At 70.5% G+C, this 14,682-nt stretch carries 10 protein-coding genes; 2 read left to right on the top strand and 8 right to left on the bottom strand.

The window, feature by feature from the left end:
- Nucleotides 1-10 precede the first annotated feature (10 nt).
- From LK06_RS27280 to LK06_RS27270, 3 genes are read right to left on the bottom strand one after another with little or no spacing between them, the layout of a single operon-like run.
- Entirely contained in the window at nt 11-1,429 is a 1,419-nt protein-coding gene (locus LK06_RS27280; protein ID WP_043407864.1) for a nitrosuccinate lyase, read from the bottom strand.
- Entirely contained in the window at nt 1,426-3,525 is a 2,100-nt protein-coding gene (locus LK06_RS27275; protein WP_063891051.1) for an FAD/NAD(P)-binding protein, read from the bottom strand. Before LK06_RS27275 ends, LK06_RS27280 begins: the two co-directional genes overlap by 4 nt.
- Nucleotides 3,526-3,573: 48 nt before the next feature.
- A complete protein-coding gene (locus LK06_RS27270; protein ID WP_039648379.1) occupies nt 3,574-3,888 on the bottom strand; it encodes a hypothetical protein in 315 nt (104 codons plus the stop codon).
- 397 nt (nt 3,889-4,285) lie between these two features.
- Here LK06_RS27270 and LK06_RS33475 point away from each other — a divergent pair, with 397 nt between their 5' ends.
- Nucleotides 4,286-5,377 carry a hypothetical protein gene (locus tag LK06_RS33475; protein ID WP_159025061.1) on the top strand — a complete coding sequence of 364 codons (1,092 nt, stop codon included), beginning with the start codon at nt 4,286-4,288 and terminating at the stop codon, nt 5,375-5,377.
- Between the two features lie 263 nt (nt 5,378-5,640).
- Complete coding sequence (locus tag LK06_RS27260) at nt 5,641-6,687, top strand: histidinol-phosphate transaminase (RefSeq protein WP_052269687.1); 1,047 nt, start codon at nt 5,641-5,643, stop codon at nt 6,685-6,687.
- Nucleotides 6,688-6,940: 253 nt separating this feature from the next.
- Here LK06_RS27260 and LK06_RS27255 read toward each other — a convergent pair whose 3' ends face one another.
- The 5 genes from LK06_RS27255 to LK06_RS27220 form a co-directional block, all read right to left on the bottom strand.
- Entirely contained in the window at nt 6,941-8,203 is a 1,263-nt protein-coding gene (locus tag LK06_RS27255) for an ATP-grasp domain-containing protein (protein WP_039648381.1), read from the bottom strand.
- A 1-nt stretch (nt 8,204) separates the two neighbouring features.
- A complete protein-coding gene (locus tag LK06_RS27250) occupies nt 8,205-9,023 on the bottom strand; it encodes an ATP-grasp domain-containing protein (protein WP_039648383.1) in 819 nt (272 codons plus the stop codon).
- Nucleotides 9,020-12,295, bottom strand: a complete 3,276-nt coding sequence (locus LK06_RS34595) for an ATP-grasp domain-containing protein (protein ID WP_089516738.1) — start codon at nt 12,293-12,295, stop codon at nt 9,020-9,022. Before LK06_RS34595 ends, LK06_RS27250 begins: the two co-directional genes overlap by 4 nt.
- Nucleotides 12,296-12,366: 71 nt before the next feature.
- Nucleotides 12,367-13,638, bottom strand: a complete 1,272-nt coding sequence (locus LK06_RS27225; RefSeq protein WP_039648385.1) for an MFS transporter — start codon at nt 13,636-13,638, stop codon at nt 12,367-12,369.
- 23 nt (nt 13,639-13,661) lie between these two features.
- Complete coding sequence (locus LK06_RS27220; protein ID WP_078859006.1) at nt 13,662-14,672, bottom strand: PLP-dependent cysteine synthase family protein; 1,011 nt, start codon at nt 14,670-14,672, stop codon at nt 13,662-13,664.
- Nucleotides 14,673-14,682: the final 10 nt, after the last annotated feature.

The raw sequence follows: 14,682 nt of genomic DNA, 5'->3' as shown, positions 1-14,682 counted from the left end.
TGGCTGGTGGTCACTGGAGGCGGTTCCCTCTCTTCAGGGCGCGGTCGACCAGAGGGCCCGCCGCTCCCGTGTACTGGGCGGGATCGAGCAGGAGGGACAGTTCCGTCGCGTCGAACATGCCCTGGAGGTCAGGGTGTTCGGAGAGGATTGCGCCGAGGGGTCGGCTCTGCTCGGCGGCGCGCGCGGAGGCGTGGGTGAGCAGCCGCTTGGCCGTGACCTTGCCGAGTCGGGGGGACAGAACCGCGGCGATCCGCTCCGATACGATCTGACCTCCCGTCACCTTCAGGTTGGCATCCATGCGTTCAGGGGAGACGGACAGTCCCTGGGCGAGCTCTGCGGCGGTGTGGGCGGCCCCGCCGGCGAGACGCAGGCACTCGCGCAGCAGCAGCCACTCGGCGTGCCAGGTGCCCCCGGACCGCTCGTCCTCGGTGGTGAGGCTCTGGGTGAGCCCCGCGGCCAGGACCGGCACCTGGAGTGCAGCGGAGCGAATGAGGGTGGCGAGCACGGGATTGCGCTTGTGCGGCATCGCGGAGGAGGCGCCACGCCCGGCGGGGGCCGGCTCGGCGGCTTCTCCGACCTCAGTGCGGGCCAGTACTTGCACATCCACCGCGAACTTCCCGAGTGCGGCCGCGGTGTGGGCTAGCGCAGCGCCCAGGTCGGCCAGCGGGGTACGCAGCGCGTGCCACGGCAGGTCGGGGCGGGCGAGCCCCGTTTCCGCGGCGTAGCCGTCGAGCAGCCGCTCAGTGTACTCGGCGGCGTCGAACTCGCCTTCTCCTTTGTCGAGTTCCGCGTACTGCAGGTAGCCGGCGAGGGTTCCGGCCGCGCCACCCAGAGAGACCGGCAGGCCCGCGCTGCGGACCCGGGCGACTCGGTCGGCCGCGTCGAGGACGAGGCTGCGCCAGCCGGCTGCCTTGAGCCCGAAAGTGGTCGGCACCGCCTGCAGCGCCAGGGTGCGGCCGGCCTGCGGGGTGTCCCGGTGCGCGCGGGCCAGTTCCCCGAGGGCGTCCGCCGTGCGGTGCAGGTCGTCCAGGACCAGCCCGAGGGCGCGGGAGGCGACCAGCATGGCTCCGGTGTCGAAGATGTCCTGGCTGGTCGAGCCCCGATGCACGTATTCGGCGGCCACCGGGTCCTCCGCGGCCACCGCCCGGGTCAGGGCGGCGACCAGCCCGACAACGGGGTTCGCGGTCTCGCGCGAGAGACGGGCGAGGGCGCGTACGTCGAACAGGTCGGCGCGCGCGGCGGCGGTGATGATCTTGGCGGCCTGCTCGGGGAGGGCTCCGAGTTCGGCCTGGGTGCGCGCAAGGGCGGACTCGGCGTCGAGCATGGCCTGCAGCCACGCTTCGTCGGAGGTGGCCGCCTCCACGGGGGTGCTGACGCGGACCGGTGAGAGCAGTCCTGAGTCGGCACCAGCATCTGGCAGGAGGCTCATCTGTGTGCCCCCCAGTGCGCCGGCCGGCCGATGGGGCCGGGGAACTCGGAGTGGTCGCAGTGGTGCATGCGCTCCCCGTGCTGCCCACAGCCCATGTGTTCCGGCTGGACCGACTGGCTCGTGGCGGTGCTGGCCGCCGCCTCCGGAAGGGCCGGCTCGGTGGCCAGGGCCGCGGCTGCGATGGCGTCGGAGTCCTCCAGGGTCACCGAACCCACGCCGGGTCGGATCCCGGCCGCGGTGATCCAGTGCACGGACTCCGTCGGCACGCCGTAGGCGAACCGCCGCGGGTGGGGACGGCCGGCCGCGTCTACGATGCGGTAGGGACGTTCGGTGACGTCGAGCCCGCCCGTCTCGTAGCTGGTGCCGCACTCCCCGGAAAGGCGGTAGGGGGCGCACTGCCCGCTGTCGAGGAGGTGCCGCAGCAGCGGGTCCGCGGTGCGGCGCAGGTCGGGTTCGGGCAGCCGGGCCTCAACCAGGGTGGCTGCTGTGCACCGCTGGTCGGGCAGGACGGTGGACCAGGCGGCGAAGGCCGGGCCCTGATCGTCGGTGACCGCCTCCACGCGCAGGCCCGGGGCTGCGACCTCCACGATTCCGGCCTCGATGAGGGCGATGAGCTCCGCGGTGCGGGAGACGGGCGGACCGATGGAGACGAAGGCGTTGAGCGGGGTGTACCAGCCGTCCAGGTCGTCCCGGTGGGAGTTGCCTTCCAGGCCGCGGTGGTCGACGGCCAGCCGGATCTCGTTCCGCAGGTCACGCATGACGTCCAGGGCCGCCTTCAGGGGGCCGCTGACGTTGCCGGCGCGCGCGTGCACCACGTCGGCGCGCAGGTGGTCCAGCAGCCAGGCGCGGTAGCTGTCGGAGTCGGGGAACTCCCGGTCCCCGTAAGGACGGGATATCCGCTCCCAGTCCCAGTGGTCCTCGGAAGCAATGCCGGCTTCGACGAGCAAGTCAGCGCGCTCGGCGCCCGGTTGGGCCGCCAGGTAGCGTTCGGCGAAAGCGTCCCCGTCTGCGCCGCGGCCGGTCAGCAGGGCGGCGTAGTACACGCTCTCCACCTCGGCGGAGATCATCGGCCACAAGTCGGTGCCGAAGCGGACCCAGTCGCCGCTCTCGGCACGGGCGCGGAACTCGGCCGCCTTCTCCGCGGTGAGCAGCCGAGGCCAGTACCGGCCGTGCGGGCCCTTCTCGTTCTCACCGCGCGAGTGGTACGGAATCCCCCGCCGCGATCCGGTGAAGATGCGGGGCTCACGCCCGGAGGGGTGGTAGACGAGCCGCCCCTCTATGTCCCGCTCGAAGGAGCCCCCGCGACCGGCGGTGAACAAGGCCATGTAGTCGAAGAAGTTGAGGCCCATGCCGCGCAGGATCACGGTCTCTCCCTGCGGAATCCGGTCGACGTCGACGTCCGCGGGGTTGGCGGGCGGCAGGTACTGCAACCCGTTGGCCTCGGCGAACGCGGTGAGTTCCGCCTCGGTAGGGGTGAGCTGGGCGGGCAGGTGGCCCTGGGCGAGGATCACCGCGTCGAGGCCGCCGATGACCGTGCCGTTCGACAGGGTGAGCTGCTGCGCCGGCGCACCTCCGTCGGCACCTTCGGGAGCCATCGCCGAGGCGTCGTCCAGGGCGACGGCCTCCGCCCGGTGCGTACGGATCTCCACGTGGGCGGGTGCGGTCTCCACCAGGCGGCCGAAGACCCACTGGAGGTAGTGGCCGTAGATGGCGCGCGTGGGGTACGAGTCGGGGCCCAGGGCGCGCGCTTCGGCAAGCCCCTCCTCGGTGAGCAGAAGCCCCTGCTCGTCGAGGTCACCGCGAAGTTGGCACTGCAGCCACTCGTACAGGCTGGGTCCCTCCTCGATCGGGCCGTCAATGGCCAGGCTGGCATCGGTGAAGACGCTGACCTGGCAGGCCACGGTGTTCATCAGGAGGTGGCGTGACTGGTCGGTGCGCCAGACCCGGCCCGGTCCGGGCGGTGTGGGGTCGATGACGTGGACGGTGATGCGGTCGCGGGAAGGGGACTTGCGTTCCTGGGCGCAGATGCGCTCCAGGACGGACAAACCCCGGGGCCCCGCGCCGACGATGCCGATCTGTGCGTGTCTGGTATTCACCTGTGAGTCTCCACTTGAACGGTGGGACGGAAGTACTGCGTGCTGCGCTTACGCCGGGGTGTTGTTCCAACCCACGTCCCCCAGGGGCTGGTTGGTCTGCCCGCCGCTACCGATGACGTTCCAGCCGACGTCGCCGGAGAGCACGTCGTACTGACCGGCGGGCGCGGCGTTCCAGCCGACGTCAGCCAGTGGCGCGACCCCGGCCCCACCCAAGCGCCTGGGGAGGCTTCCGGTGGCCGTGCCGACGGCAACGGTCGCGCTGAGGACAGCCCCGAGAACGAGTGCAGCGATGGTGTGCCGCCCCTGGACACGAAGCGGACGTGACGTCAAGGAGATCTCGCCGAGCATGATGTCGCCCTTCATCTTTCGTCCCGAAAATCCGGATCTGTCATTGAGGGTTCTGAATACGAGGGGCGCGCGGTGCATTTTTTTGAGCCGCAGAGCAGAGGAAGAGCGTCCGTCGTGATTGAATACAAACCGACATTCAGACGAACGATTTCAGCATCCGACTCGTAACCTGAGATCTCGCTTGTGGTCACCGAGAATTGGGCTTGTGCGGCAGCCCCCTGTCACGCCAACAAAAGTGCCAGGTTCGGAGAGCGGGTAGAAGATCGCGGATGCTTCGGGTCGGCGCACTGCCGTGAAGCGAGGGATCTCATTGCAGACTTATCCACCTGAATACGGCACATCGGACACGCTCGGACAGTGTCAAAGTGGTACACACCAGGCTGCGACTCCTGATGTCGTAGCCTCACTAGGCTTGGAGGTGTCACAGGCATTGCGTGACGCCGCCACCACCCTTCAGGAGTTGGCGAAGACACTTGAGGTCTATTCGGAGGCCCTTAATCCGCTTCTTTTGGAAGGAATGCGTCAGCAGGCCGGCCACGCAAGATCCGGCACGGCATCCCCTGTCACCCCGGTGACGGCTCCGGGTTCGCCTTCCAGCCCCGCCCCCGGCTCCGCTCCGAGTTCCGCTCCCGGTCCGGTGCCCGGCTCCGCTCCGGGTTCCGCCCCCGGGTCCGCTCCGGACCAGGCCTCCACGCCCCTCGGCGTACCCAGTCCTTCTCCCCTGTCCGGGTTCGCCGGCTCGAGGACAGCGGGCAGCGGCTTCGCCCATGTTCACGGTCTGGCCGAGATCGCGGAGGCTGTGCAGCACGCCCTGGACAACGCCACCACGGAGATCCTCACGGCGCAGCCGGACGGCCCGCGTCCAAGCGCCGTACTGACGGCGGCGCTCAATGCCGTCCGCCGGCAACTCGCCTCCGGGATCTCCATGCGGACCCTCTATCAACACAGCACACGCTTCGATGAACCGACCAAGGAATACGTACGTGCCGTAACGGGCTACGGAGCGCAGGTCCGAACCCTCGCCGAGTTCTTCGACCGGCTGATTATCGTGGATCGTCAGACCGCATTCATTCCCGCAAACGCAGATCGCACAAGTGCGGCCGTGGTGACCGAGCCGGCCGTAGTGAATTTCCTGGCCGATATCTTCGAAAGGGCCTGGGACCGCGCCGAGCCGTATCCATTTCTACCGGTTCGCGCGGCGGACGCCGCAACGGAAATCGGCCCAGCAATACGTGACGCCGTATGCAAACTGCTCGTCGAAGGCCGCTCGGACCGGGAGATCGCTCGCCGCCTCGGATTCAGCCTGCGTTCGCTGCAATCGCACGTCGCGCGCCTCAAGGAGGAGTACGGCGCCGAGCACCGGCTTCAGCTCGGCTACCTGATGGGAGTCAAGGACACCAAGGAGGGCATCGTGACCGGCACCGACACGGCCCACCTCGATGTGGCTCCCGATGATGCCAGAGACATACAAGGGGATCTCACGGAGCCCGGATCCGCCTCATAAGCCCGCGGTAGACGCGGCGCGGCGCGGAACCCACCGCCGAAAACCAGCCTCCAGCCGTGCCGGGAGGATTGAGTGCCATGTGTCTTTGTTCCGTCACGCTCCGCACGGCCTCATCTATGTGTCCCCCCAGCGACCCCGGCCCGCGAGGCTCGTGCACCTCGCACCCTAAGGAAATGCGGGGCGGGACGCATGGCCGCTCACGTGTTCCATTCCCGCCACCCGGCACTGTGCACGCACCTTTGCCGTGCCTGCCCCTTTGACACCTGTATGCGAAAGGTATTCCTGTGGCCTCCTCTCCCTACGGTCTCGCCGCGAATGAGAATCCTCACTCACCCCTGCCCGCGGTCCAGGACCTCCTGGCCACTGAGGCGGCCCGGGTCAACCGCTACCCCGACCGCTTCGCCACCGAGCTCATCGCCGCCCTCGCCGACCGGCTCTCCGTGCCGGCCTCGCACCTGGCCGTGGGCGCCGGTTCCGTCGGCGTCACCCAGCACCTGCTGCACTCCCTCCTTGTCGCCGCCGGACCACTGCAGGGACGGTCCCCGGGCGGCGAGATCGTCTATGCGTGGCCGTCGTTCGAGGCGTACCCGCACCTGACCGCGATGTGCGGCGGCCGGTCGGTCCAGGTGCCGCTGACCGACCACCGCCACGACCTGGAGGCCCTCACCGACGCGGTCACCGCCGAAACCAGGGCTGTCATCGTGTGCAACCCCAACAACCCCACCAGCACCGTCGTACGGCGCCAGGAACTGGAGCGGTTCCTCGACCGGCTCCCCGCCCACACCCTCGTCATCCTGGACGAGGCCTACCGGGAATTCGTCCGTGACGCGGAGGTGCCGGACGGTGTGGAGCTCTACCGGGACCGGCCGCAGGTGGTGGTGTTGCGCACCTTCTCCAAGGCATACGGCCTGGCCGGCCTTCGGGTGGGGTACGCCGTGGCCCACGAACCGGTTGCGGCCGCGATCCGCGCGGCCGCCGTGCCGTTCGGGGTGAGCTCGCTGGCCCAAAGTGCGGCTGTGGCGTCGCTCGACGCCGAACACCAGCTCATGGAGCGGGTGGACACCGTGGTCAAGGAGCGCCACCGGGTTCGTGAAGGTCTCCTCGCGGCGGGCCTCGAAGTGCCGCCCTCGGAGGCCAACTTCCTGTGGTTGCCACTCGGCCGACGCACCCATGGGTTCGCCGAAGCCTGCGCCGCCGCCGGGGCCCTGGTGCGGGCCTTCCCCGGTGAGGGCGCCCGGGTGACCGTCGGCGAGCCGGAGGCGAACGACATCGTCCTCGCCGTGGCCGCCGAACTCGCCAGGCAGAACTAGGGCCGGGCAGGCACCGTCCATCGCCCCGTCGCAACGCCCGGTCCCTGACGGGCGAACGACGCATGCCCCAGGGCCGGAGGCCGGGGCGCCCGAGGGCCCACCTGGCTCGGGCGCCCCGCCGTGTCCGGTGCGGTCGGCGGGCGGCCCCGCCGGACCCCACCGGGCCGCGTCGCCTCCCCGAAGCCTTCCGAAGTGCCTCGCGGCCCCTCGCGACCCCGCGGTACGTCACCTGTTTCGCGGCGTGCGGCTGTCGTCACCGGGTGACCGGTTCAAGTACCAACTCCCCCAGGAACCAGTGCTCCACCTGTTTCAGCCGTTCCACACATTCGGCCCGGTCCCGGCCACTCACCAAGGCCATGACCAGGAAGTCGGACGAGGCCGTCGCCGGACCCATCACCTGGCCCGGCTGTACGAACACCGTGAACCGCTCGATCCAGGGGAAGTCCGGGGCCTCCTGCGGCACCGAAACCACCCGGCCGGGTCGCTTCATCAGCACCATCTGACCGGCCATCCGCCGCGGTAGCCCCCCACCGCTGCCCAAGTCCTCCTGCAGCGGCAGACCGAGCTGCGCCCGTACCCACGCCTCGGTGGGATCCACCCCGGACATGACCCGCACGATGTCCCGAATAGCGGCGCCCCCGGTACGGCAGGCGATCTCACAGAGCACCAGCCGGTCGTCCGGGGTGTGGAAGACCTCCGCGTGGAAGGCGAAGTGCTCGGGCCCGGGCATCGCGTCAAGGAGCCGTTCGGCGAACTTCAGCAGCCGCTCGGCCAACGGATCGTCCGCATCGAGCGTGAGGTCCATCCGGGGGCCGGTGTCGGTGGCGTACGTGGCCAGCGCGTACTGGTACTGCGAGGGCCAGGCGAAGACCGTACGGCCGTCCACCACCAGCCCGTCCACATGGCACATCCGGCCCGGCACATAGGCCTCCACCAGCAGCTGGGACTGGTCGGCCCCGTCGAGGTCGAGGTCCGTCGCCAGGCAATCCCGCAGCGCCTGCTCCGTGTGCAGGATCCGCACGCCCATGGACCCGGCGCTGTCCCGGGGCTTCACGACCAGGGGAAAGCCGAACTCGGCCGCGAAACCGAGGAGCTCGCTCGCGCACTCGACCTCCCGCCACGGGGCCACCTCCAAGCCGGCCTCGGTCGCGATCCGCTTCATCAGCGCCTTGTCACGGAATGGCTCGACCGAGTCCATGCGCTGACCCGGCAGGTCCAGAACCTCCCGCAGGATCGCGGCCCGTTCCAGGTCCCGCTCGTGACAGGCCACCAGGTGTCGCACCTCGTGCTCCCGAGCGAGGTCCAGGGCCCGCTCCTCCAGCAAGCCGCTGTGGTCATAGCCCGGGACGGCTTCGGCCAGGGCGTATCCCGAGCCGGCCGCGGGCAGCTCTTCCGCCACCCCTGCCAGGTTGTCGGCACAGGTCAGCAAGAGGACGTCGCCGTCGTAGTCGGCCAGCCACCGGTCGTACGGAGCGGCTTGCACCGAACCGATCTGGTGCAGTACCAGCACACTCATCTCACGCCACCTCCGAGGTGTTTGCGCTGACCACGGTCATGTCGGTCCGGACTGTGGGGGCCAGCGGGGCGGCCTGGGCGCGGGTCTGCGCACGCAGGTCGCCTGGCCGGTAGCGGAGGCTGTCGATCCGCCAGCCACCGTGCGCCTCGTACGCTGCTTCCACGGCGTACGGGTGCCCGGCCCGGAGCGGCAGCGCGCTCAGCACCGCGTCGGTCACCGCAAGACCCGCGCCCTGGTGGCGGCGTCCGTCCCGTACCGGCTCCACCGTCAGTCCGGCCAGTGCCGAGGCGGCTGTACCGCCCTGCCGTCCTCGAATGAAGGCACGCAGGGCCGCCTCGCCGTCCGGTACCGCCACCACCTCGCGCTCCGGTCCCCTGCGCCGGCGGACCGCGAGGGGGTAGCCCCAGGCGTGGGCGGCCCGGTAGAGGTCCAGCACCCGGCGGACCCCGGCCCGTTCCACCACCGGCAGCCCGGCCCGCCGCAGCCAGGTCTGGGCGGCGACGGAGTCAGCGAGGACCAACGCCTCCTCGCGGCTCTGGCCGGGTAGCCCCAGGGTGTCGCGGAGGGCGGCGGCACGGAGTTGGTCGGCGGGGTGCAGGGCTACCACGGCACTGAGAGTGTGCCGCGCGGCCAGGTCCAGGACGGTGGTTTCCACGGCCGCGGACGAGGGGTAGCCGGCCAGGGCGTGGACCTCAGCGATGTCGGGGTGGATCCCGGGGGTGTCGGTCACGAGCACCAGTTCGTGACCGGCCTCGGCGAGCCATGCGGCGTAGGGCAGCGGGCCCCCGGGACCCGTACGGTCCAGGATGACCACGGTCATCGCTGCTGACCTCCTTCGAGTGGGTGGGGTCCATCGACCCGGATGGTGAGGCGGGTCGCGAGGAGTTCCTCGCAGAGCCGGACTGCCTCGTCGGTGTCGGACGCGGTCACGGCGAGCATGCCGAGCCGGTCCCAGTTGTCGCGGGCCGCCCGGGTCAGCGCTCCGGGACGGGCAGCAACGTCCACGGCGAGGACGGCGGGGTGCAGCCACAGCGCCTCCACGCCCTCGACGGCGACCACTCGGCCGGCGCTTGCCACCAGTCCGCGGGCGCATCCCGCGGCCCGTGGACGCGGACGCTCCGCCAGCGGTTCCACCAGACGGAACGGCCAGGCCAGGCTGTAGTGGGCCAGGTCGATTCCGTACGAGGCCCGCACCAACTCCTGGATGTGCCCGCCACCGTTGCGGTTGTGGCCCTCGATGATCAGGGGGCCACGCGGGGAGAGTCTCAGCTCGGTGTGGGCGGGGCCGTCCGTGATGCCGACGGCATCGAGGAAGGCGGAGACCGCCTCGGTGACCTGCTGTTCGCGCGAGGGCGTCAGACGCGCGGGCAGGGCGTGGCCGAGCTCCGCGAAGTGGTTCTTGTCCACCAGCTTCTCGGTGATGGCGACGACCACGTGGCGGCCCTCGAAGCTGAAGGACTCCACACTGAACTCGGGCCCCGGAATGTACTCCTCCATCAGGAAGTCGGCGACCCGGTACAGCGTCGTACCCCGGTCCACGCCGTGCGCGCGGACAGCGCAGATCTCTTCCCAGACCGTCCCGGCGTCCTCGGGCCCTTCGACCTTGAAGATCCCGAAGCCGGCGGTCAGGTCCACCGGCTTGACCACGAAGGGGTAGCCGTGGGCGGCGCCGAACTCCGTGAGGTCGCCCTGCTCCACCAGCGGCGCTGCCCCGATCGCGAAGCGTGGTGCCGCCTGCGCGAGGTGGCGGCGCATCGCGAGCTTGTCGCGTAGCAGCCGGGCCGGTTCGTACCCGGTGCCGCCGAGCCCGAACAGGTCATTGATCCGTCCGGCGTTCTCCAGGCCCGGCTCGGTCAGCGAGAGGGCCGCGGAGAAGCCCCAGATCTGGTGCGCGGCGCGTGCCAGGGGTTCGACCACCGCCCAGTCGGTGAAGTCGGCGACCAGGGTGACATCGGCCAACCGGGCCTGCTCGGGGTCGAACTTGTCCTTGTGCTGGATGAGGATGACGTTCAGGCCGAGGGCCTTGGCCTGGCGGATCGGGTCCGTGAGGTGGCCCAGGAGCAACAGGGTGCGCTCGGGCACCATGGGCTGGGTGGGTGCGGTGGTGACCGCGTTCACCAGGGGGGCGCGGGTGGTGACGCGCAGTAGTGAGGCAGCTTCCTCGGCGCCGCGGTCGGCTTGTTGGACGTCGTCGGCGCCGAGGATGACGAAGCCGTGGCGGCTGGCCGAGTTGGTGGTCTCCGGCAGCGTGTCACCGGCCTGGAAGTGGAAGGACACCTCGGCCACCTGGGGCAGGGCGCGCACCTCGTCGAGCCCTGCCACGTGTTCCACGGTGCCGGGCTCGAACTGGAAGAAGCGGATGGCTCCGACGCGGGTGGCCGAGCCGAGGACGGCCGCGCGGCCGGCGAGGAGTTCGAAGATCGCCGCCTCGATGTCGAAGCCGGTGGCGATCCGGACGAGGTGGGGGATCCGGTCCCCGCCGAGCCGGGCCTGGGACTCCACGATGCGGGGGCCGTCAGCAGTCAGGATCAGCTCGGTGTGCGCGGGGCCGAAGCGGTGGCCGGCCGCATCCAGCAGCGCCAGGACTTCCTTCTCCATGACCGCCGCCGTGTCCTCGGGCAGCGGAGCGGGGAAGAGCTGACCGGTCTCCACGAACAACGGGGCGGACGTGGTGCGCTTCTGCGTGATGCCGATGACCTGGTGGCTGCCGTTGGCGCTGAGGGTCTCCACACTGTACTCGGGGCCGGCCAGGAACTCCTCGACCAGGACGGGCCCGTGGTAGCCGAGGGCGTCCAGATCGGCGGCCCACTGGTCCAGGTCCGCCCGGCACCGCACCAATCGGACCCCGGTGCTGCCGGAGAGCCCGGTCGGCTTGACGACGGCCGGGTAGCCGAACTCCGCCAGGACCGCGGCGGTACCGGCCGCCGAGTCCGCGGTGACGGTTCGGACCGGGGACAGGCCGTGCTCGGCGAGGACCTCGCGCATGGCCGCCTTGTCATTGAGGCGGCGTAGGGACTCCGGGGGGTTGGGCGCCAGGCCGAGGGCGTCTGCCTCCTCGGCCACCGGGAGCATGGTGCTCTCCTTGCCGAGGTGCAGGACGTGGGCGACCTCGTGCGCGATGGCGGTCCCGCGGATCAGGCGGCGCAGGCCGGCCTCGTCGTCGAAGTCCGTCAGCAGGAGCTCTTCGGAGTGGGCGGCCACCTCGCGCAGGTAGTCCTGGCTCTGCAGGGTGGGGTCCCAGATCGACCACACCCGGAAGCCGGCGGCCACGGCCTTCTCGACGAGTTGCCGGTAGGGCATCACCATCAGGATGCGGTTGTTGGCGGTCATTGCAGTCTCTGCCTTCCTGTGGAGCCCGCGCGGGGCTCCATCGCTGAGGTCCGTGTGCAACGCCCCGGGGCCGGGGGCACCCCCCTTGCGGGGCGGCGTCGGGGTGTCCGCCGGACCGGGGGCCGGTGGCGGGGCCGGCGCGGCGGCCGTTGCAGGGATCGGTGCGTGGGCCGGTGCAGGGGGTGGTGCGGGGGTCGGTGCGGGGGCAGGGACGGTAGCCGGCGTGGAAGCCGAGGCGGGCTGGTCTGGAACGGGGGTTCGCGCCGTTCGTACGTGGACGCCTTCGGGAACGTCCGTCATCACCAGGGTCATGGCGCCGATCAGGGCGCCGTCGCCGACCGTGATCGGGCCGAGCAGGCTCGCGCCGGCGCCGACCGTCACGCCGTCGCCCAACTGTGGGTGGCGGCGGGCCTGCCCCGCGGGCTCCCGCACCCGATCGTGCCACCATCCGGTCGAGCCGAGGGTGACCTGGTGGAAGAGCGACACGTCGTCACCGAGTACGGCAGTCTCACCGATCACCACACCACTGCCGTGGTCGACGAAGAAGCGACGGCCGATGCGGGCCCCGGGATGGATCTCGACACCGCCGGTGAGTACCTTGGCGACCGCGGAGGCCAGCCGGGCGGACCGGTGGTGGCCCCCGCGGTAGAGGCGGTTGCCGATCCGGTGGCCCAGCAGGGCGATCACGGAGGGGTGCAACAGCGCCTCGCTGCGTGAGCGCACCGACGGGTCGCGGTCGACGATCACGTCCAGGGCCTCCATGGCCCGCAGGTGCAGCGTACGCAGCGATCCAGTGCGGGGAAGGCTTGTACGGAGCGGCCTGGCCTGCCCTTTCACGTGGCCACCGCCGCCTTCTGCCGCTCGGCGGCACTGCGGGCGGCAACCAGGTCGAAGAGCGACCGGTAGAGCACCACGGCAGCCACACCGAAGAGGGCGAACAGGCCCGCCATCACCCAGACGCTGGCGACCGCGCTCAGGGTGACGCAGAGCGAGCCCACGAGGAGTCCGAGCCGCACCTGGAGTCCGTAGGCGGCCATGTACTTGGTACGGGACTCCTCCGGTACCAGGTTGGCGAGCAGGGTCTGTTTGACCGGGGCGTTCATCAACTCACCCGCGGTGACCACGAAGGTGGCGGCGATCAGGGTCCAGGCGTTGCCGCTGACGGTCCACACCAGGTAGCCCGTGGTGAAGACGACGATGCCGGAGATGAGGCGGCGACGCTCGTCCATCCCGCCCAGCAGCTTCCCCACCCACAAGGCGCAGCAGACCACCAGCAGGGTGTTGATCGCCCGCATGATCCCGAGCATGTTGACGCCGTCCACGGTGAGTTGCCAGGAGCCGATGTGCAGCAGTACCTGCGGGGTGAAGTCGTGGCCGAGTCGGACGGCGATCGAGGAGGAGATCTGCACCTCGATGGAGCGGATGAGCAGGGCGGCGCAGGCCAGCCGCAGGAACACCCGGTCGCGACACACCTGTACGTACCCGACCAGGGCGGTACGGATACCGCGCGGGTTCTCCACGGTGCCCGCGGGCGCCGTCTCGCTGATGCCGAACCAGGTGACCAGCAGGATGCCGCCGGTGCCGACGGCAGCCGCCAGCAGCAGTTGGAAGAAGTAGCCGCCGTAGAGGAAGCCGCCGATCAGTGAGCCGATCATGAACGCCAGGTTCACGGACCAGTAGTTGATGGTGTACACGGCGGGCCGGGTCGCCGGGGTGGAGACGTCGACGATCATCGTCTCGCTCGCCGGTAGCGCGATCCCGGCGCAGCAGCCCGCACACAGGTAGAGCACGTACAGGGCGATGCCGTTGCCACCCACCAGCGGGGAGAGGACCAGCGCCAGTCCGGCGTAGGACAGGAAGGCGCCCAACTCGCCGATGAGGAGCACCGGGCGCCGCCCGTACGTGTCGGACAGGTGCCCGCCGGTGAGGTTGCAGGCGATGGTGGCGAGGGCTGCGAAGAGGGTCATGACACCGGCGGTGGCCGCTCCGTACAGGCCGGAGAAGTGAATCACCATCAGCGGCACGAGCATGATGTCGAAACACCGCTGGACAAAGCCGACGCCGATGCGCAGCCGGATGTTGGGGTGCAGATCTCGGAACTTCACGCGGACTTCGCTCCCTCGGCGTGTTATCGGTCTTCGGAGCTGGCGGCAGCGCGGTCGTCGGCTCCAGCGTCGGAGCCGGTCCGGAGGCAGGCGCTCCCTTCCTGGGGCCACCAGCTCAGGTAGCGCTCCCCGCTGTCCGGGAAGACGGTGGCGACGACCTTGCCGGACAGGTCATGGCGACGGGCGAGTTGGGCACAGCCGTGGGCCGCGGCGCCAGAAGACACCCCCACCAGCAGCCCGGTAGTGGCGGCCAGGGCACGGGTGGCCGCAGCCGCCTCCGCATCCTCGACGCTGATCACCTCGTCGATGAGGGTCAGGTCGGTGACGGGGCTGGTGAAGCCCCCGTTGAGGCCGGGGATGCGGTGGGGGCCGGGTGCACCGCCGGACAGTAGGGCCGAGCCGGCCGGCTCGACCGCGACCACGACCAGCTCAGGGTTGCGCTCGCGCAGATAGCGGGCGGTGCCGGAGAGAGTGCCGCCGGTGCCCACCGAGCACACCAGGTAGTCCACCTGTCCTTCGGTGTCGCGCCAGATCTCGGGACCGGTGGTCTCGTAATGGGCGCGCGCGTTGGCGGGGTTCTCGTGCTGCCGGGCGTACCAGGAGCCCGGGAGGGAGGCGTGGATCTCCTCGGCGCGCTCGACGCAGCCGGCGAACCCCAGGGCGGAGTCGGTGAACTCGACGGCCGCGCCGAGCATCTGGAGCGTCAGAACGCGTTCCCGGGAGGCGTTGTCGGGGAGGACGATCCGGCACGAGTAGCCACGGGCGGCGGCCAGCGCGGCCAGCGCGATACCGGTGTTACCGGAGGTCGCCTCGATGACGACGGCGCCCGGGCTGAGCTCCCGCGACTGCTCGGCGGCCCGCAGCATGGACAGGGCGGCGCGGTCCTTGACGCTGGAGAGCGGGTTGGCGGCCTCCAGCTTGGCCAGGACGCGGGCGCCGGCGGGCAGCCCGTCGAGACGGAGCCGCAGCATCGGGGTGTTACCGACCAGCTCCTCGAACGAGGAGGCGACCGGGGTGGCGAGGGTGTCAGGCATGGTCAGTTCT

The organism is Streptomyces pluripotens, from assembly GCF_000802245.2.
GTDB lineage: Bacteria > Actinomycetota > Actinomycetes > Streptomycetales > Streptomycetaceae > Streptomyces > Streptomyces pluripotens.
Note: the sequence above shows the minus strand (reverse complement) of the source record. Positions and strands in the feature narration are given on the sequence as shown.